This window comes from Pseudomonas sp. TMB3-21 (genome assembly GCF_054898145.1).
This window is the reverse complement of record NZ_CM142718.1, coordinates 633,474-650,494: the sequence shown is the minus strand read 5'-3', so window position 1 is coordinate 650,494 and position 17,021 is coordinate 633,474. Positions and strand designations below refer to the sequence as shown.

19 protein-coding genes are annotated in these 17,021 nt (G+C 58.8%); 11 read left to right on the top strand and 8 right to left on the bottom strand.

Translation table 11 applies throughout. The annotated features are described in order from the left end of the window. Positions 1 to 161 precede the first annotated feature (161 nt). Genes lptB through ACYZTS_RS03100 form a run of 5 tightly spaced genes read right to left on the bottom strand, consistent with a single transcriptional unit; the run spans position 162 to position 3,500 of the window. Positions 162 to 887, bottom strand: coding sequence for an LPS export ABC transporter ATP-binding protein (lptB, locus tag ACYZTS_RS03120; RefSeq protein WP_028623777.1), 726 nt, complete (start codon positions 885 to 887; stop codon positions 162 to 164). Beyond that, complete coding sequence (gene lptA / locus ACYZTS_RS03115) at positions 887 to 1,435, bottom strand: lipopolysaccharide transport periplasmic protein LptA (protein ID WP_028623778.1); 549 nt, start codon at positions 1,433 to 1,435, stop codon at positions 887 to 889. The genes lptB and lptA overlap by 1 nt, the downstream gene beginning before the upstream one ends. Continuing rightward, positions 1,422 to 1,994, bottom strand: a complete 573-nt coding sequence (gene lptC / locus ACYZTS_RS03110; protein WP_028623779.1) for an LPS export ABC transporter periplasmic protein LptC — start codon at positions 1,992 to 1,994, stop codon at positions 1,422 to 1,424. The genes lptA and lptC overlap by 14 nt, the downstream gene beginning before the upstream one ends. A 7-nt stretch (positions 1,995 to 2,001) precedes the next feature. Continuing rightward, positions 2,002 to 2,526, bottom strand: coding sequence for a KdsC family phosphatase (locus ACYZTS_RS03105; RefSeq protein WP_028623780.1), 525 nt, complete (start codon positions 2,524 to 2,526; stop codon positions 2,002 to 2,004). After that, positions 2,526 to 3,500 carry a KpsF/GutQ family sugar-phosphate isomerase gene (locus ACYZTS_RS03100; protein WP_028623781.1) on the bottom strand — a complete coding sequence of 325 codons (975 nt, stop codon included), beginning with the start codon at positions 3,498 to 3,500 and terminating at the stop codon, positions 2,526 to 2,528. The genes ACYZTS_RS03105 and ACYZTS_RS03100 overlap by 1 nt, the downstream gene beginning before the upstream one ends. Before the next feature lie 277 nt (positions 3,501 to 3,777). Here ACYZTS_RS03100 and ACYZTS_RS03095 point away from each other — a divergent pair, with 277 nt between their 5' ends. From ACYZTS_RS03095 to hisC, 10 genes are all read left to right on the top strand, one after another. Beyond that, positions 3,778 to 4,587, top strand: coding sequence for an ATP-binding cassette domain-containing protein (locus ACYZTS_RS03095; RefSeq protein ID WP_028623782.1), 810 nt, complete (start codon positions 3,778 to 3,780; stop codon positions 4,585 to 4,587). Continuing rightward, the gene (gene mlaE / locus ACYZTS_RS03090; protein ID WP_028623783.1) at positions 4,587 to 5,384 is read left to right on the top strand and encodes a lipid asymmetry maintenance ABC transporter permease subunit MlaE; all 798 of its coding nucleotides are present in this window, start codon (positions 4,587 to 4,589) and stop codon (positions 5,382 to 5,384) included. The genes ACYZTS_RS03095 and mlaE overlap by 1 nt, the downstream gene beginning before the upstream one ends. Continuing rightward, positions 5,384 to 5,851: an outer membrane lipid asymmetry maintenance protein MlaD gene (mlaD, locus tag ACYZTS_RS03085; RefSeq protein WP_028623784.1), complete on the top strand. Its 468-nt coding sequence runs from the start codon at positions 5,384 to 5,386 to the stop codon at positions 5,849 to 5,851. The genes mlaE and mlaD overlap by 1 nt, the downstream gene beginning before the upstream one ends. A gap of 11 nt (positions 5,852 to 5,862) precedes the next feature. Next, positions 5,863 to 6,504 carry an MlaC/ttg2D family ABC transporter substrate-binding protein gene (locus ACYZTS_RS03080; RefSeq protein ID WP_028623785.1) on the top strand — a complete coding sequence of 214 codons (642 nt, stop codon included), beginning with the start codon at positions 5,863 to 5,865 and terminating at the stop codon, positions 6,502 to 6,504. Further along, positions 6,501 to 6,809: an STAS domain-containing protein gene (locus ACYZTS_RS03075; RefSeq protein WP_461993938.1), complete on the top strand. Its 309-nt coding sequence runs from the start codon at positions 6,501 to 6,503 to the stop codon at positions 6,807 to 6,809. Before ACYZTS_RS03080 ends, ACYZTS_RS03075 begins: the two co-directional genes overlap by 4 nt. A 111-nt stretch (positions 6,810 to 6,920) precedes the next feature. Further along, the gene (locus tag ACYZTS_RS03070; protein WP_007912386.1) at positions 6,921 to 7,160 is read left to right on the top strand and encodes a BolA family protein; all 240 of its coding nucleotides are present in this window, start codon (positions 6,921 to 6,923) and stop codon (positions 7,158 to 7,160) included. Positions 7,161 to 7,182: 22 nt separating this feature from the next. Further along, complete coding sequence (murA, locus tag ACYZTS_RS03065) at positions 7,183 to 8,448, top strand: UDP-N-acetylglucosamine 1-carboxyvinyltransferase (RefSeq protein WP_028623787.1); 1,266 nt, start codon at positions 7,183 to 7,185, stop codon at positions 8,446 to 8,448. A gap of 244 nt (positions 8,449 to 8,692) precedes the next feature. Further along, a complete protein-coding gene (gene hisG / locus ACYZTS_RS03060; RefSeq protein WP_007901570.1) occupies positions 8,693 to 9,328 on the top strand; it encodes an ATP phosphoribosyltransferase in 636 nt (211 codons plus the stop codon). A gap of 124 nt (positions 9,329 to 9,452) precedes the next feature. Beyond that, positions 9,453 to 10,778 carry a histidinol dehydrogenase gene (hisD, locus tag ACYZTS_RS03055; RefSeq protein WP_461993936.1) on the top strand — a complete coding sequence of 442 codons (1,326 nt, stop codon included), beginning with the start codon at positions 9,453 to 9,455 and terminating at the stop codon, positions 10,776 to 10,778. Between the two features lie 2 nt (positions 10,779 to 10,780). Continuing rightward, positions 10,781 to 11,833: a histidinol-phosphate transaminase gene (gene hisC / locus ACYZTS_RS03050; protein WP_028621853.1), complete on the top strand. Its 1,053-nt coding sequence runs from the start codon at positions 10,781 to 10,783 to the stop codon at positions 11,831 to 11,833. A gap of 159 nt (positions 11,834 to 11,992) precedes the next feature. Here hisC and ACYZTS_RS03045 read toward each other — a convergent pair whose 3' ends face one another. The 3 genes from ACYZTS_RS03045 to algW form a co-directional block, all read right to left on the bottom strand. Continuing rightward, complete coding sequence (locus tag ACYZTS_RS03045; protein ID WP_461993934.1) at positions 11,993 to 12,712, bottom strand: DUF4198 domain-containing protein; 720 nt, start codon at positions 12,710 to 12,712, stop codon at positions 11,993 to 11,995. A gap of 12 nt (positions 12,713 to 12,724) precedes the next feature. Continuing rightward, the gene (locus tag ACYZTS_RS03040) at positions 12,725 to 14,830 is read right to left on the bottom strand and encodes a TonB-dependent siderophore receptor (RefSeq protein ID WP_461993932.1); all 2,106 of its coding nucleotides are present in this window, start codon (positions 14,828 to 14,830) and stop codon (positions 12,725 to 12,727) included. 75 nt (positions 14,831 to 14,905) lie between these two features. Further along, positions 14,906 to 16,072 (bottom strand): Do family serine endopeptidase AlgW, encoded by a 1,167-nt coding sequence (algW, locus tag ACYZTS_RS03035; RefSeq protein ID WP_461993930.1) that lies wholly within the window; start codon positions 16,070 to 16,072, stop codon positions 14,906 to 14,908. Between the two features lie 102 nt (positions 16,073 to 16,174). Between algW and ACYZTS_RS03030 the strand changes: the two genes are divergently transcribed. Then, positions 16,175 to 16,933: a Nif3-like dinuclear metal center hexameric protein gene (locus ACYZTS_RS03030; RefSeq protein WP_028621849.1), complete on the top strand. Its 759-nt coding sequence runs from the start codon at positions 16,175 to 16,177 to the stop codon at positions 16,931 to 16,933. Positions 16,934 to 17,021: the final 88 nt, after the last annotated feature.

The following is a 17,021-nucleotide window of genomic DNA, read 5'->3' as shown; positions in this document are numbered from 1 at the left end:
GCCGGCGCGCATGCGCCATCCACTACAGGGCGCCGAAGCGCCAAACTTAAGCAAATTATATGCCTGAAACTGAAGTGTTTGCCTAGAGCGCAGTAACAATAAAACACACAGAGGTGCTCAGTGCTCCAGGCGCTTGGACGACCAGCCAGACACCTCAGCGCTTACAGGCGGAACTCGTGGCCCAGATACACTTCCTTCACCAGATCGTTGGCCAGGATGGTGGCGGGGTCACCCTCGGCGATCAGTTGGCCATCGTTTACGATGTAGGCTGTTTCGCAGATATCCAGGGTTTCACGAACGTTGTGGTCGGTAATCAGCACGCCAATGCCCTTGGCTTTGAGGTGGTGAATGATTTGCTTGATGTCGCCAACGGAAATCGGGTCCACACCGGCGAAGGGTTCGTCGAGGAGGATGAATTTCGGATTGGTGGCCAGGGCACGGGCGATTTCCACGCGACGGCGTTCGCCACCGGACAGGCTCATGCCGAGGTTGTCACGAATGTGGCTGATATGGAATTCCTGCAGCAGGCTTTCCAGCTCCTTGCGGCGCGCGGTCTTGTCGAGTTCCTTGCGGGTCTCGAGAATGGCCATGATGTTGTCGGCCACCGAGAGTTTGCGGAAAATCGACGCTTCCTGCGGAAGATAGCCGATACCGGCCTTCGCTCGACCGTGCATTGGCTGGTGGCTGACGTCCAGATCGTCGATCAGTACGCGACCCTGATCGGCCTGAACCAGGCCCACGATCATGTAAAAGCAGGTGGTTTTGCCGGCGCCGTTAGGGCCAAGCAAGCCGACGATCTGACCGCTTTCGATGGACAGGCTGACGTCGCGCACGACCTGGCGGCTCTTGTAGCTCTTGGCCAGATGCTGGGCTTTCAGAGTTGCCATTAAGGGGCCTTCTGCTCTTCGGTTTTCTTCTTCGGCTGGATCACCATGTCAATGCGCGGACGCGACTCGGTGACCTTGCTGCCCGTAGCGCGACCGGCGCTGGCGAGCTTTTTGTTGGTGTCATAGACGATTTTTTCGCCCTGGGTGATGTTGCCATCCTTGTCGATGACCTTGGCGCGGTCGATCAGCACGACGCGGTCTTGCGAGGCGTGATACTGGATAGTCACCCCGTAGCCCTGCACCGGCTTGGTGTCGCCGGCCGTTTGCAGTTGCTCGAAGTAGGCGAGGTTGCCCACCGAAGTGACCACGTCGATGTCACCGGCCTGGGTGCGGGTCATGGTCACGGTATTTCCGGTGACCTTCATCGAGCCCTGGGTGATGATCACGTCACCCTTGTAGGTGGCAATACCGTTCTTGTCGTCCAGTTGGGCATCGTCCGCCTGGATGCGGATAGGCTGCTGTTGATCGTCCGGCAGAGCCCAGGCGCTCACGCTTCCCAGTGCTGCGCTCAGACCGAGCAAAATAGGGAGAGTTTTAACGAGCCTCATACTGTCCTCTTACGTTCGATAGCAGGTGTATCCTGCTTTCTTTTAAATACGCTTTCATTCCGTTACCAGTCGAGACACCGCCAGCGCCGTCGATTCTAACGGGTTGAGCGGTCTCCGCATATTGCCGCTGCGGGAACACTGTCATGCGGGTGGAAGTAATCAGGGTCTTACGGTCTTTTTCATCAAATCGGGTGATCCGCACCGAATCAATCAGCTCGACCTGAGTGCCGTCCGGGTTGACCTCGCCACGCTCGCTCTGAACATGCCACGGGAACTGGGTGCCGCGATACAGGTTCAAGTCCGGATTGGTCAACAGCGTTACTTCGGTCGCTTTCAAATGCTCGACCTTGTCGGAGGTCATTTCGTATTGCAGCTTGCCGTCCGGCAGGAATTGAACGCTGTGAGCGTTGATCGCGTAATAGTCGATTTCGGTTTCATCGACCTTGGCCACTGGCTTGTCGAGGAAGCGTTCCGGGCTGATGTTCCAGTAGCCGACCGCTGCAAATATAGCGGCGATGCAACTGAACATCAGGGTGTTGCGAAATTTCTTGCTCAGCATAGTTGGCTCACAGGTACGCGGCGTTGGCCGCATCAAGACGGCCCTGGGCGCGCAGGATCAATTCGCAGAATTCGCGAGCGGCACCTTCGCCACCACGGGCCTGGGTGATGCCGTGGGCATTTTCACGCACAAAGCTGGCGGCGTTAGCCACTGCCATGCCCAAGCCGACGCGGCGGATCACCGGCAAATCCGGCAGGTCGTCACCGAGGTAGGCTACTTGTTCATAGCTCAGGTCGAGCTGAGCGAGAAGCTCGTCCAGCACCACCAGTTTGTCTTCCCGGCCCTGATACAGATGGGGAATACCGAGATTCTTCGCGCGCCGCTCGACCACCGGGGTCTTGCGCCCACTGATGATAGCGGTCTGCACGCCGGCTGCCATCAACATCTTGATGCCCTGGCCGTCGAGCGTGTTGAAAGTCTTGAATTCGCTGCCGTCTTCAAGGAAGTACAGGCGACCGTCGGTCAATACGCCGTCGACGTCGAATACTGCCAGTTTGATCTGTTTGCCGCGTTGCAACAGGTCTGCGCTCATTACATTACTCCCGCACGCAGCAAGTCGTGCATGTTCAAGGCGCCGACCGGACGGTCGTCGCTGTCAACCACGACCAGTGCATTGATTTTATGGTCTTCCATGATTTTCAAAGCCTCGGCGGCGAGCATGTCGGCGCGGGCGGTCTTGCCGTGGGCGGTCATGACCTGATCGATGGTGGCGCTGTGAATATCGATGCTGCGATCCAGTGTGCGACGCAAATCGCCGTCGGTAAAAATCCCGGCGAGCGTGCCGTCGGCTTCCAGAATCACTGTCATGCCCAGGCCCTTGCGGGTCATTTCCATCAGCGCATCCTTGAGCAGGGTGCCGCGCTGAACGTGCGGCAGTTCCTGTCCGGCATGCATGACGTTTTCCACTTTCAGCAACAGGCGGCGCCCAAGCGCGCCGCCGGGATGCGAAAAGGCAAAGTCTTCGGCCGTAAAACCACGGGCTTCCAGTAGCGCCACTGCGAGGGCGTCGCCCATCACCAATGCAGCAGTGGTCGAAGAAGTAGGCGCCAGGTTCAACGGACAGGCTTCGTGCTCGACGTGGACGTTGAGATTGACTTCGGCAGCCTTGGATAAAGGCGAATTGGGGTTGCCGGTCATGCTGATCAACTGGATGCCCAGACGCTTGATCAGCGGCAGCAGGGTGACGATTTCATTGGTGGAGCCGGAGTTCGACAGGGCCAGGATGATGTCGTCGCGAGTAATCATGCCCATGTCGCCGTGGCTGGCTTCAGCCGGGTGCACGAAAAAAGCCGTGGTGCCGGTGCTTGCGAGGGTCGCGGCGATCTTGTTGCCGACGTGACCTGACTTGCCCATGCCGACCACGACCACACGGCCTTTGCTCGCCAGAATCATTTCGCAAGCGCGTACGAAATCTGCGTCGATTTGGGGTAGCAAGCCTTGGACGGCTTCCATTTCGAGGCGGATAGTGCGTTGAGCTGACTGAATCAGGTCGCTGGATTGGCTCATGTCTGAAATCGTATAGCCTGATGAAAAGGCGGCGATTATAGCGGCATTAAGTAAAACCCTCACGCAAGTTCGTCAGGCTTTGTCATTCCTTGTTGCGCTTAATACTTTGGTATGAACCTTCAACCCCGTCATGTGGCCGAAGAAGGCGGGCGTAGGCCTTGGGCGCTTGGCCTTTGCGGTGATATAGTTCGCCGCCAGTTCGGCCCGCCCGAATAGCTATGTGCTTTCGCCAGAAAGTCAGGCGTCCGAGTGAGAGGCTGCATCGCAAGGAGTTTAGATGAGTGCCGATAACGCCTACGCGGTCGAGCTGAAGGGACTGACCTTCAAGCGCGGTGCGCGCAGCATTTTCAATAATGTCGATATCCGAATACCGCGCGGAAAGGTCACCGGCATCATGGGGCCTTCCGGGTGTGGCAAGACCACATTGCTGCGGCTGATGGGCGCCCAGTTGCGGCCTACCAAGGGCGAAGTCTGGGTCAACGGTCAGAATTTGCCAAAATTGTCGCGCAGCGATCTTTTCGATGCGCGCAAGCATATGGGCGTGTTGTTTCAGAGCGGGGCGCTATTCACCGATCTCGATGTGTTCGAGAACGTTGCCTTTCCGCTGCGCGTGCATACCGAACTGCCGGAAGAAATGATCCGCGACATCGTCCTGCTCAAATTGCAGGCGGTGGGCTTGCGCGGTGCGATCGACCTGATGCCCGACGAGCTGTCCGGCGGCATGAAGCGACGCGTAGCGCTGGCCCGGGCGATTGCACTCGATCCGCAGATTCTCATGTATGACGAACCCTTCGTTGGTCAGGACCCGATCGCCATGGGCGTGCTGGTACGCCTGATCCGCCTGCTCAACGATGCGTTGGGCATCACCAGTATTGTGGTTTCCCACGATCTGGCCGAAACAGCGAGCATCGCCGACTACATCTATGTCGTGGGCGAAGGCCAGGTGTTGGGGCAGGGCACGCCCGAGGAGCTGATGAATTCGCAGGAGCCGCGGATTCGCCAGTTCATGACAGGCGAACCCGACGGTCCGGTCGCATACCACTTTCCAGCGACGGATTACCGCGCAGATCTCCTGGGGAAGCGCTGATGCGCAAGATTTCACTGATTGAACGCGTACGTCGCTTTGGCCACGGCGGTATCGACGTGCTGGCGGTATTTGGCCGTTCGGCCATCTTTTTGTTTCATGCCTTGTTCGGTCGCGGCGGCATCGGCGGCGGTTTCGGGCTGTTGATCAAGCAGCTGCATTCGGTGGGCGTGATGTCCCTGGTGATCATTGTGGTCTCCGGGGTATTCATCGGCATGGTGCTGGCGCTGCAAGGCTTCAACATTTTATCCAGCTACGGTTCGGAACAGGCGGTCGGGCAGATGGTTGCCCTGACCCTGCTGCGTGAATTGGGCCCGGTGGTCACCGCGTTGCTGTTTGCCGGTCGCGCAGGTTCAGCCCTGACGGCCGAAATCGGCAACATGAAGTCCACCGAGCAACTGTCCAGTCTGGAAATGATTGGTGTCGACCCCCTCAAGTACATCATTGCCCCGCGCCTGTGGGCCGGCTTCATTTCCCTGCCGGTGCTGGCGATGATTTTCAGCGTGGTCGGGATCTGGGGTGGTTCGTGGGTGGCCGTTGACTGGCTGGGCGTCTATGAGGGTTCTTACTGGTCCAACATGCAGAACAGCGTGACGTTCACCGACGATGTGCTCAACGGCATCATCAAAAGTATCGTTTTCGCCTTCGTCGTGACCTGGATTGCCGTATTCCAAGGCTATGACTGCGAGCCCACCTCCGAGGGGATCAGTCGTGCCACTACCAAGACCGTGGTGTATGCCTCTTTGGCTGTACTCGGCCTGGACTTTATTCTGACCGCCTTGATGTTTGGAGATTTCTGATGCAAAACCGCACCCTGGAAATCGGTGTCGGCCTTTTCTTGCTGGCTGGCATCCTGGCTTTGCTGTTGCTGGCGTTGCGGGTAAGTGGCCTGTCACCGAGCGCGACCACCGATACTTATAAACTTTATGCCTATTTCGACAATATCGCCGGTTTGACGGTCAGAGCTAAAGTGACCATGGCCGGTGTGACCATCGGCAAGGTCACTGCGATCGATCTGGACCGCGACAGTTTCACCGGTCGAGTGACCATGCAGCTGGAAAAGCGGGTTGATAACCTGCCCAATGACTCCACTGCATCTATTCTCACCGCTGGCCTGTTGGGCGAGAAATACATCGGCATCAGCGTGGGTGGTGAAGAAGCCTTGCTCAAGGAGGGTTCGACCATCCATGACACCCAGTCGTCCCTGGTGCTTGAGGACCTGATCGGTAAATTCCTGCTCAATACCGTTAGCAAAGACGCCAAATGAGGAGCTTTTGAATGATCTCTACCTTGCGACGTGGCCTGTTGGTATTACTCGCGGCGATGCCGTTGATGGCTAACGCTGTGGCGGCACCTTCGGCCCACGACCTGGTTAAGGACACGACTGACCGGTTGCTGGCTGATTTGTCCGCCAATAAAGAAAAGTACAAGCAGGATCCGCAGGACTTTTACACGGCGCTGAACACCATCGTCGGTCCGGTGGTGGATGCCGAGGGCATTTCCAAAAGCATCATGACGGTCAAATATTCGCGCAAGGCAACTCCTGCGCAAATGAAAACCTTCGAGGAAAACTTCAAGCGCGGCCTGTTCCAGTTCTATGGCAACGCCCTGCTGGAGTACAACAATCAAGGGATCATCGTTGACCCTGCCAAAGATGAGTCGGGCGACCGCACCAGCGTTGGCATGACCGTCAAAGGCACCAACGGTGCGGTCTATCCTGTGTCGTACACGCTCGAGAAGATCAACGGCGAGTGGAAACTGCGTAACGTCATCATCAATGGCATCAACATTGGCAAACTGTTCCGTGATCAGTTCGCTGATGCGATGCAGCGCAATGGCAATGACCTGGACAAAACCATCAATGGTTGGGCCGGGGAAGTCGCCAAAGCCAAGGAAACCACCGAGAATCAGGCGCAATGAGTGTGTCGGCCATTCGCATGAGCGAATCCGGCGAGCTGTTGCTCAGCGGCATGCTCGACTATCGCACCGGCCCCGGCTTGCGCAAGCAGGGTCAGGCGCTGATCAAGGCGAGCAAGGCGGCGGCGCTGGTGGTCGATTGCTCGGCGGTGCTGAAATCCAGCAGCGTCGGTTTGTCGTTGTTGCTGTGTTTCATGCGCGATGCGCAGGCGGCCGGCAAGGCGCTGACCATCCGTGCGATGCCCGAAGACATGCGTGAAATCGCTCAGGTCAGCGAATTGACCGAGCTTTTGGCGCATCCCCAATAGCATCTGCTAAAAAAGCCCTCGGTCAGAGTCCTGCTTCGCGGGGTTCGCAGGCGCGGGGCTTTTTTGTATGATGTCCGACCCGCGCGCACAGGGCGCCGATTGAGGTTGAGCATGCAGGCCGTAGAAGTGAAGAGCTTCCTTGAAGGAAAGCTGCCCGGAACGTTGGTAGAAGTTGAAGGCGAAGGCTGCAACTTTCAGCTGAACGTGATTAGCGATGAACTGGCGGCTTTAAGCCCGGTGAAGCGTCAGCAGCAGATCTATGCCCATTTGAACCCATGGATCACCGATGGCAGCATCCATGCGGTCACTATGAAATTTTTCAGCAGCGCGGCCTGGGCCGAGCGCACCTGAGCCCAAGGGCGTCGAGATTCTTATGGATAAATTGATTATTACCGGTGGCGCTCGTCTTGATGGCGAGATCCGCATTTCCGGGGCAAAGAACTCTGCCCTGCCTATTCTGGCAGCTACCTTGCTGTGCGATGGCCCGGTGACGGTTGCCAACCTGCCGCACCTGCACGACATCACCACCATGATCGAGCTGTTCGGTCGCATGGGCATCGAGCCGGTGATCGACGAGAAGCTCAGCGTCGAAATCGACCCGCGCACCATCAAGACCCTGATCGCACCGTACGAGCTGGTTAAAACCATGCGTGCGTCGATCCTGGTGCTAGGCCCGATGGTTGCCCGTTTCGGTGAAGCCGAAGTTGCACTGCCAGGTGGTTGCGCGATCGGTTCGCGTCCGGTCGACCTGCACATCCGTGGCCTTGAAGCCATGGGCGCGGTCATCGACGTCGAGGGCGGCTACATCAAGGCCAAAGCGCCTGAAGGCGGCTTGCGCGGTGCGCATTTCTTCTTCGACACCGTCAGTGTGACCGGTACCGAAAACATCATGATGGCCGCGGCGCTGGCCAAGGGTCGCAGCGTTCTGGCTAACGCCGCGCGCGAACCTGAAGTCATCGACCTGGCGAACTTCCTGATTGCCATGGGCGCGAAGATCAGCGGCGCCGGCACCGACACCATCACCATTGATGGCGTCGAGCGTCTGCACCCGACCACGTACAAAGTGATGCCTGACCGTATCGAAACCGGTACGTACCTGGTTGCTGCTGCCGTGACCGGCGGGCGTGTGAAAGTCAAGGACACTGATCCGACGATTCTCGAAGCCGTTCTGGAAAAACTTCGTGAAGCCGGCGCCGAAATTACCTCGGGCGAAGACTGGATCGAGCTGAACATGCACGGCAAGCGGCCGAAAGCCGTCAACGTGCGCACAGCTCCGTACCCGGCGTTCCCGACCGACATGCAGGCGCAGTTCATCTCGCTCAACGCCATTGCCGAAGGCACCGGTGCAGTGATCGAGACGATCTTCGAAAACCGTTTCATGCACGTTTACGAACTGCACCGCATGGGCGCCAAGATCCAGGTCGAAGGCAATACCGCCATCGTCACCGGTACCGAGAAGCTCAAAGGCGCGCCAGTCATGGCCACCGACCTGCGTGCTTCGGCCAGCCTGGTGATTTCGGCGTTGATCGCCGAAGGCGACACCCTGATCGACCGCATCTACCACATCGACCGTGGTTACGAGTGCATCGAAGAGAAACTGCAGATGCTCGGCGCCAAAATTCGCCGCGTACCGGGCTAGTCCCGGGACTGCGAATACTGTCATTGTGGCGAGGGAGCTTGCTCCCGTTGGGCGCGAAGCGGCCCGAAAAAATGGGACTGCTACGCAGTCCAGCGGGAGCAAGCTCCCTCGCCACAGTACGGTGTCTGCTGTTAACTGATTTGTTTCAAATCGAGGCTGCTTTCATTGTAGAAGCAGCCTCGATGTATGTCCGGCGCCGTTTGCGACCCGACAGCAATAGCCTGATGAAGGACTGACGTTTCCCATGTTGACCATCGCACTGTCCAAGGGCCGCATCCTTGACGACACCCTGCCGCTTCTGGCTGAAGCGGGCATCGTGCCGACCGAGAATCCGGACAAGAGCCGCAAGCTGATCATCCCCACGACCCAGGCCGACGTGCGCCTGCTGATCGTGCGTGCCACCGATGTGCCGACCTATGTCGAGCATGGTGCCGCGGACCTCGGCGTCGCCGGTAAAGATGTGTTGATGGAATACGGTGGCCAGGGTTTGTACGAGCCATTGGACCTGCGCATTGCCCTGTGCAAGCTGATGACCGCCGGCCGCGTCGGTGATGTCGAGCCCAAAGGCCGTCTGCGTGTGGCGACCAAGTTCGTTAACGTTGCCAAGCGTTATTACGCCGAGCAGGGTCGTCAGGTCGACATCATCAAACTGTATGGTTCGATGGAGCTGGCGCCACTGATCGGTCTGGCGGACAAGATCATCGACGTGGTCGACACCGGCAACACCTTGCGCGCTAACGGCCTGGAACCTCAGGATTTCATTGCCGACATCAGCTCCCGGCTGATCGTCAACAAAGCTTCGATGAAAATGCAGCACGCCCGTATTCAGGCGTTGATCGACACTCTGCGCAAGGCAGTGGAGTCACGACACCGCGGCTGATTCACTTGCGCGACGCCAAGTCGCGCCGTCTATCCGCCTCATAGCCAGAATTCTCAGGTGCCCAAGCGGATCGAATGTTAGCTTCGGGCGCCTGAGTTTTTGCCAATCCTATGAGGCTCTCGCTATGACCGCACCGACTGCAATTCGCCGACTCAACGCTGCTGACCCGGATTTCGCCCATCATCTGGATCATCTGTTGAGCTGGGAAAGCGTGTCCGATGACTCGGTCAATCAGCGAGTGCTGGACATCATCAAAGCGGTGCGCGAGCGGGGCGATGCGGCACTGGTGGACTACACCCGGCAGTTCGACGGGCTGAACGTTGCCTCCATGGCGGACCTGATTCTGCCACGCGAGCGCCTGGAACTGGCGCTGACGCGAATCACCGTACCGCAGCGCGAAGCCCTGGAAAAAGCCGCCGCGCGGGTGCGCAGCTATCACGAAAAACAGAAGCAGGATTCCTGGAGTTACACCGAGGCCGACGGCACGGTGCTGGGCCAGAAAGTTACGCCGCTGGATCGCGCCGGCCTGTATGTGCCAGGCGGCAAAGCGTCGTACCCGTCTTCAGTGCTGATGAACGCGATTCCGGCCAAGGTTGCCGGGGTGACTGAAGTGGTCATGGTCGTACCGACGCCGCGCGGTGAACTCAACGAACTGGTGCTCGCCGCCGCCTGCATCGCCGGCGTTGATCGCGTGTTCACCATCGGTGGCGCGCAAGCGGTTGCCGCGCTGGCTTACGGCACCGAGAGCGTGCCGAAAGTCGACAAGGTGGTTGGCCCGGGCAACATTTATGTCGCCACTGCCAAGCGCCATGTGTTCGGCCAGGTTGGCATCGATATGATTGCCGGCCCGTCGGAGATTCTGGTGGTCTGCGATGGCCACACCGATCCGGACTGGATCGCGATGGACCTGTTTTCCCAGGCCGAACACGACGAAGACGCTCAGGCGATTCTGGTCAGCCCGGATGCCGAGTTTCTCGATAAGGTCGCGGCAAGCATCGCCAAGCTGCTGCCGACCATGGAGCGCGCAGAAATTATTGAAAGCTCGATCAATGGCCGTGGCGCATTGATCCTGGTTCGCGACATGGAACAGGCCATCGAAGTGGCCAACCGCATCGCGCCGGAACACCTGGAGTTGTCGGTCGCAGATCCGCAAGCCTGGTTGCCGCAGATTCGCCACGCCGGGGCAATCTTCATGGGCCGTCACACTTCCGAAGCGCTGGGCGATTACTGCGCCGGGCCGAACCACGTGCTGCCGACATCCGGCACAGCGCGCTTCTCGTCGCCGCTGGGTGTGTACGATTTCCAGAAGCGCTCGTCGATCATTTTCTGCTCGGAGAAGGGCGCGTCCGAACTGGGCAAGACCGCTTCCGTGCTGGCCCGTGGCGAGTCGCTGACGGCCCACGCCCGCAGTGCTGAATACCGCATTGTTGATGAGCAGAAGGGGAACTGAATATGAGCAAATTCTGGAGCCCGTTCGTCAAGGATCTGGTGCCTTACGTGCCCGGCGAGCAGCCGAAACTGACGAAACTGGTAAAGCTCAACACCAACGAAAACCCGTATGGCCCATCGCCGAAAGCGTTGGCGGCCATGCAGACAGAACTCAATGACAACCTGCGGTTGTACCCGGACCCAAACAGCGACGTGCTCAAGCAAGCCGTTGCCAGGTACTACGGCGTGCAGGGCAATCAAGTGTTCCTCGGTAACGGTTCGGACGAAGTCCTGGCGCACATTTTTCACGGCTTGTTGCAGCACGATAAACCACTGTTGTTCCCGGACATCAGCTACAGCTTCTATCCGGTTTACTGCGGGTTGTACGGCATCGAATTCGACGCGGTGCCGCTCGATGAGCAGTTCCAGATCAACCCGGCAGACTATGCCAAGCCAAACGGCGGGATTATTTTCCCCAACCCGAACGCGCCGACCGGTTGCCTGTTGGCACTGGACGCCGTCGAGCAAATCCTCAAAGCCAGCCCGGACTCTGTGGTTGTGGTGGACGAGGCTTACATCGATTTTGGTGGCGAGACGGCAATCAGTCTGGTTGACCGCTATCCAAATCTGCTGGTGACGCAGACGCTGTCCAAATCACGTTCATTGGCGGGCTTGCGTGTCGGTTTGGCGGTCGGGCATCCGGACCTGATCGAGGCGCTGGAGCGGATCAAGAACAGCTTCAACTCCTACCCGCTGGATCGCATGGCCAATGTCGGCGCAGCGGCGGCGTTCGAAGACCGCGAGTATTTTGACAAGACTTGCCGTCTGGTGATTGAAAACCGTGAATGGGTGATTTCACAGTTGCAGGCGAAGGGCTTTGAGGTGCTGCCGTCGGCGGCCAACTTCATTTTTACCCGGCATCCGCAGCATGATGCTGCGGGCTTGGCAGCGAAGTTGCGCGAGCAGGGCGTGATTGTCCGGCACTTCAAGCAGGAGCGGATTGCGCAGTTTTTGCGGATCAGCATTGGCACGCCTGAACAAAATCAGGCACTGATTGATGGCCTCGGCGACCTTTAGACCGCTTTCGCGAGCAAGCTCGCTCCCACACTGGATCTTCTGCGAGATAGATATCAAGTGTGGGAGCGGGCTTGCTCGCGAAGAACGATAACGCGGTGCACGTGATGCACCGCGGTGTTGCCATCGCGAGCAAGCCACGCTCCTACAAGGTTTTGTGAATCACTCGTGATGCGGTTCGCCCAGAAAGGTCAACGAAGTGAAAAGCCCGCGGCTGTTCACATCAGCACTGTCCTTCACCGGCACCTCAACCTGCGCTGCAATCACATTCAGCCCTTCATTGCGTACCAACACCTGCGCTCGACCGTCTGCGTCAGTCTCGGTGCTGACCGTGCCCGGCGCACTGCGGTAATCGCCGATCAACTTGACGCCCGCCGCCGGTTTCCCATCCAGTAAAACCCGTACTGGCAACGACTTGCCCGGCCCAACCGTGAGCGGGTCCACTTCCGGCAGAATCAGCAGTTTTATCTGATCAAGCTTTGGCACCTTCGCCCCTGGTTGATAAATCGCCAGACTGTATTTGAATGTCTGAGTCGACTCGATCGCACCCGGCACTTTGCTGCGCCCTTCGTTGATCCATTTCTTGTCGGCCGTCTGCGACCACATGCCGTTATCCAGTGCCACCGCCATCACGGCGGGCGATTTCAACGGCTGCAGGCGGGCGTGATCCACCAGCCGCTGCACGGTCACCGGGATCATTCGGCCGGCGCCGTCATACGCCCAGGCGCCGCTCACTTTCATCGGTTTGAACGCATTGTCTTCTGCGCCATGGCCGTAGATCACTTCAATGTTGCCGCGGCGTTGTTCGGTCCACAGACCATGGGCCGACGCTTGGGTAGCGATCAGCAGGCCGAGCAGCGCGAAGGGTTTGAGCAATTGCATGAGGACGTCCTTTTACAGATTGAGTGTCAGGCTGACGGTGAAATTGCGCGGCTCGCCGGGGTTGACCCAGTAATTGCTGTAAGCGCGCTCGAAGTATTTCTCGTCGAAAAGATTGTTCAGATTGAGCCCAACGGTGACGTTCTCGCTGGCCTTGTAATGCGCCAGCAGGTCGACGGTGTGATAGGCCGGCAGCTCGAATTCGCCGCCCGATTCACCGGAGCGATCACCGACGTATGTGAATGCCGCGCCGACATCCGAGCCGCGCAAGTGGCCGTCCTGAAATTCGTAAACCCCGAGCAGGCTGCCGCTGCGTTTGGCTACGCCGAGAATCCGGCTGCCGGCAGGAATGACCTTGTCGCCCTCGGTCACTTCCGCGTCGATATAAGCGAAGGCGCCGATCACTCGCACCGCTTCAGTCAACTGCCCGGTGACTTGCAGGTCGAAACCCTGACTGCGCGCCTTGCCCATCGCGCGGCTGGTGTCCGTGCCGGGGTCGAGCGCCAGCACGTTTTCCTTTTCGATATGAAAAGCGGCGAGAGTGCTGCTCAAGCGCTCGTCGAACAGCTCACTCTTGATTCCGACTTCGTAGCCGACACCTTCCTCCGGGTTGAAAGACTTGCCAGAGGCGTCGAGCCCGTTATTGGGTTTGAACGAGGTGGACGCGTTGGCAAACACGCCGACTTGCGGCGTCAGTTGATAAAGCAAACCCACCCGTTGCGTCAGAGCGTCGTGGGTTTGCCGAGTGGTGGCGCCACGGGTGTGGTCGTCGATGCTTTGCTCGAAATGTTCGAAGCGCGCCCCGACCATGCCGCGCAGTTTTTCGGTGAAGACAATCTGGTCCTGCAGGTTCAGCGCCTGACTTTCCACGTGCTCGAAAAAATCGCTGCCCGAGCGCGCGCCGTTCGGTTTCGGCTGGCCGTAGACCGGTCGGTAAATGTCGATCGGGTAGGCGCTACCGGCAATGGTCGTGACCCGTTCGTTTTTGCGATAGTTCTCGTATTCCGTGCCGATCAACAGTTCGTGCTGCCAGCTGCCAAGGTCGAACAGGCCGCGCAATTCAAGTTGCGTGATGCTGTCGTGCCAATCGCTGTCGCGCTCGCGATAACGGCGGTTGACGGTGTGGCCGTCGGTATTCAACGGGCGCGCTTCGGAGGCGAAACCCCAGAGTTTGCCTTCTTTGTAATGGCTGGCCAGACGCAGTTTCCAGGCGTCGTTGAGGTGATGTTCCAGCGCCGCCTGCAACATGTTGTTGTGGTTATCGATGTCGCCGTCATCGGGCTCGCCGAGGAACGTCGAACGCGAGACTCCGCTCCATGTGTTGTTCGGCGCAACGATGCCGCGATCAAATGTCGAGCTATGGCGTACGAACTCGCTTTCCACCAGCAGGCTGGTGTCCGGGTTCAGTTGCCAGCTGAAGGACGGCGCGACGAATACCCGCTGACTGTCGACGTGATCGCGAAAGCTGTGGTTGTCCTCAACCGCCAGGTTGACGCGGGACAGCACGTTGCCGTCTTCATCCAGCGGCGTGTTGACGTCCAGCGCGGTGCGGTAACGATCCCAGCTGCCGGCGCTGGTTTGCAGCGTCGTGAATGCATCAGGCTGCGGTTTTTTGCTGACGATGTTCACCGTGCCGCCAGGATCGCCACGGCCGTACAGGCTGGCGGCGGGGCCTTTGAGGACTTCGATACGCTCGATGTTGGCGGCGTCCGGCGTGGTCGGGTAGCCGCGGTTCGCGCTGAAACCGTCCTTGTAGAACTCGGAAGTGGTGAAGCCGCGCACGCTGTATTCGTACAGGGTCAGCCCGCCGAAGTTGTTCTGCTTCGATACGCCACCGGCAAACTCCAATGCGCGCTCGACGCTGGTACTGCCCAGATCCTTGAGCACGCTGGCGGGGATCACGCTTATTGATTGCGGGATATCGCGAATGGCTGTGTCGCTTTTGGTCGCGCTGGACGATCGCGTCGCGCGGTAGCCATTGACCGGGCCGGTGGGCGATTCGTAGTCGGACGTGACGCTGATGGCGTCCAGTTCGAGGGGCGCAGATTCTTCAGCGAAGACCGGATCTGCCAGCAGGCCGAAGGCGAGCGCTGCGAGGGAAGCCCTTTTTCGAGACGACATGTTATGTTGTTCCAATAGTGATATTGAAACAATATAACATGACCGTTGAGAATGTCTTGTATTAGTGCGGGATGCTTACTCTTCGGATTTTTCCTTGACGGGTGCCGGCGCCGGTGGCGGACGCAGGCCAATTTCAGCCGTCAGATTGATTTCCTTGCCGTTGCGCATCACCAGGATCGTGACTTTGTCGGTCGGTTTAATCCGCGCTACCTGATTCATGGAACGACGACCATCGCCGGCCGGTTCGCCATCAATCGCGAGAATCACATCACCCAGCTGCAGGCCGGCCTTCTGTGCCGGGCCATCACGGAAAATGCCCGCGACAACAATGCCGGGGCGTCCCGACAAGCCAAACGATTCGGCCAGTTCCTGGGTCAACGGCTGCACTTCAATGCCCAGCCAGCCGCGAATCACCTGGCCGTGTTCGATGATCGACTTCATGACTTCCATCGCCAGTTTCACCGGGATCGCAAAGCCGATGCCCTGCGATCCGCCGGACTTGGAGAAGATTGCCGTGTTGATACCGGTCAGGTTGCCGTTGGCATCCACGAGTGCACCGCCGGAGTTGCCGGGGTTGATCGCCGCGTCGGTCTGGATGAAGTCTTCGTAGTTGTTCAGGCCCAATTGATTGCGCCCGGTGGCACTGATGATGCCCATGGTGACGGTCTGGCCGACGCCGAACGGGTTACCAATGGCCAGGGCGACATCGCCAATACGGATATTGTCGGAGCGGCCAACGGTGATCGACGGCAGGTTTTTCAGATCGATCTTCAATACGGCGAGGTCGGTTTCCGGGTCGCTGCCGATCACCCGGGCAAGGGTTTCACGGCCGTCTTTCAGGGCCACGACGATTTGATCGGCGCCGCTGGTAACGTGGTTGTTGGTCAGCAAATATCCTTCGGGGCTCATGATCACGCCGGAGCCGAGGCTCGATTCCATGCGTTTCTGCTTGGGCGAGTTATCGCCGAAGAAACGACGGAACTGCGGATCCTCGAACAGCGGATGGTTCGGCTTGTTGATCACTTTGGTGGTGTACAGATTGACCACCGATGGCGCGGCCGTGGTCACTGCGTCGGCATAGGACACCGGGCCCAGTTGCATCGTGGTGGTTTGCGGCGCCTGCTGAAGGTTGACGTCGAGGCTTGGAAGCCCGACCCACTCCGGGTAACGCTGGATAATCAACAGAGCGATAAGCACGCCGGCCAACAGCGGCCAGCCGGAAAAACGCAGCGCCTTGAGCATTAAGCACGTCCTGGAAGGTTGCAGGCGGAATGAGACCGCCCATAATGTCGCGCATTATACGAGGCGGCGCACGCCTCTGAACGGGATATTTAGGAGTCTTTTATGGCCGTCGCTCTGAGCACCCTGGTCGAAGAAGCCGACCGTTACTTGAACAGTGCAAAGATTGCCGATTATTGCCCTAACGGATTACAGGTTGAAGGCCGGCCGCAGGTCATGCGCATCGTCAGCGGCGTGACGGCGAGTCAGGCTTTGCTCGATGCCGCCGTCGAGGCCCAGGCCGATCTGGTGCTGGTGCATCACGGTTATTTCTGGAAGGGCGAGAACCCGTGCATCACCGGCATGAAGCAGCGGCGCTTGAAAACGTTGCTCAAGCACGACATCAGCCTGCTGTCCTATCACCTGCCGCTGGATCTGCACCCGGATGTCGGCAACAACGTGCAGCTGGCGCGTCAGCTCGACATTACGGTCGAAGGCCCGCTCGATCCGGATAATCTCAAAATTGTCGGCCTGGTCGGCTCGTTGAACGAACCGATGACGCCACGGGATTTCGCCCGGCGTGTGCAGGAAGTCATGGGCCGCGAGCCGTTGCTGATCGAAGGCAGCGCGATGATTCGCCGCGTTGGCTGGTGCACGGGCGGCGGTCAGGGTTACATCGATCAGGCGGTGCTGGCCGGGGTCGATCTGTACCTCAGCGGCGAAGCCTCCGAGCAGACGTTTCACAGTGCGCGGGAGAACGACATCAGTTTCATCGCTGCCGGTCACCACGCTACCGAGCGCTACGGCGTGCAGGCGTTGGGCGATTACCTGGCGCGGCGTTTTGCCGTCGAGCACATCTTTATTGATTGCCCGAATCCGATTTAAAGAGGGCTGATATCCCGGTAACGCAGGATCAAAACGGTGGGAGCGAGCCTGCTCGCGATGACGGCCGCACATCCAACATTTGTGTGGC

Excerpts from the sequence above, each read along its gene's own strand:
- lptB (WP_028623777.1), bottom strand. The coding sequence starts at position 887 with ATGGCAACTCTGAAAGCCCAGCATCTGGCCAAGAGCTACAAGAGCCGC.
- lptA (WP_028623778.1), bottom strand. The coding sequence starts at position 1,435 with ATGAGGCTCGTTAAAACTCTCCCTATTTTGCTCGGTCTGAGCGCAGCA.
- lptC (WP_028623779.1), bottom strand. The coding sequence starts at position 1,994 with ATGCTGAGCAAGAAATTTCGCAACACCCTGATGTTCAGTTGCATCGCC.
- ACYZTS_RS03105 (WP_028623780.1), bottom strand. The coding sequence starts at position 2,526 with ATGAGCGCAGACCTGTTGCAACGCGGCAAACAGATCAAACTGGCAGTA.
- ACYZTS_RS03100 (WP_028623781.1), bottom strand. The coding sequence starts at position 3,500 with ATGAGCCAATCCAGCGACCTGATTCAGTCAGCTCAACGCACTATCCGC.
- ACYZTS_RS03095 (WP_028623782.1), top strand. The coding sequence starts at position 3,778 with ATGAGTGCCGATAACGCCTACGCGGTCGAGCTGAAGGGACTGACCTTC.
- mlaE (WP_028623783.1), top strand. The coding sequence starts at position 4,587 with ATGCGCAAGATTTCACTGATTGAACGCGTACGTCGCTTTGGCCACGGC.
- mlaD (WP_028623784.1), top strand. The coding sequence starts at position 5,384 with ATGCAAAACCGCACCCTGGAAATCGGTGTCGGCCTTTTCTTGCTGGCT.
- ACYZTS_RS03080 (WP_028623785.1), top strand. The coding sequence starts at position 5,863 with ATGATCTCTACCTTGCGACGTGGCCTGTTGGTATTACTCGCGGCGATG.
- ACYZTS_RS03075 (WP_461993938.1), top strand. The coding sequence starts at position 6,501 with ATGAGTGTGTCGGCCATTCGCATGAGCGAATCCGGCGAGCTGTTGCTC.
- ACYZTS_RS03070 (WP_007912386.1), top strand. The coding sequence starts at position 6,921 with ATGCAGGCCGTAGAAGTGAAGAGCTTCCTTGAAGGAAAGCTGCCCGGA.
- murA (WP_028623787.1), top strand. The coding sequence starts at position 7,183 with ATGGATAAATTGATTATTACCGGTGGCGCTCGTCTTGATGGCGAGATC.
- hisG (WP_007901570.1), top strand. The coding sequence starts at position 8,693 with ATGTTGACCATCGCACTGTCCAAGGGCCGCATCCTTGACGACACCCTG.
- hisD (WP_461993936.1), top strand. The coding sequence starts at position 9,453 with ATGACCGCACCGACTGCAATTCGCCGACTCAACGCTGCTGACCCGGAT.
- hisC (WP_028621853.1), top strand. The coding sequence starts at position 10,781 with ATGAGCAAATTCTGGAGCCCGTTCGTCAAGGATCTGGTGCCTTACGTG.
- ACYZTS_RS03045 (WP_461993934.1), bottom strand. The coding sequence starts at position 12,712 with ATGCAATTGCTCAAACCCTTCGCGCTGCTCGGCCTGCTGATCGCTACC.
- ACYZTS_RS03040 (WP_461993932.1), bottom strand. The coding sequence starts at position 14,830 with ATGTCGTCTCGAAAAAGGGCTTCCCTCGCAGCGCTCGCCTTCGGCCTG.
- algW (WP_461993930.1), bottom strand. The coding sequence starts at position 16,072 with ATGCTCAAGGCGCTGCGTTTTTCCGGCTGGCCGCTGTTGGCCGGCGTG.
- ACYZTS_RS03030 (WP_028621849.1), top strand. The coding sequence starts at position 16,175 with ATGGCCGTCGCTCTGAGCACCCTGGTCGAAGAAGCCGACCGTTACTTG.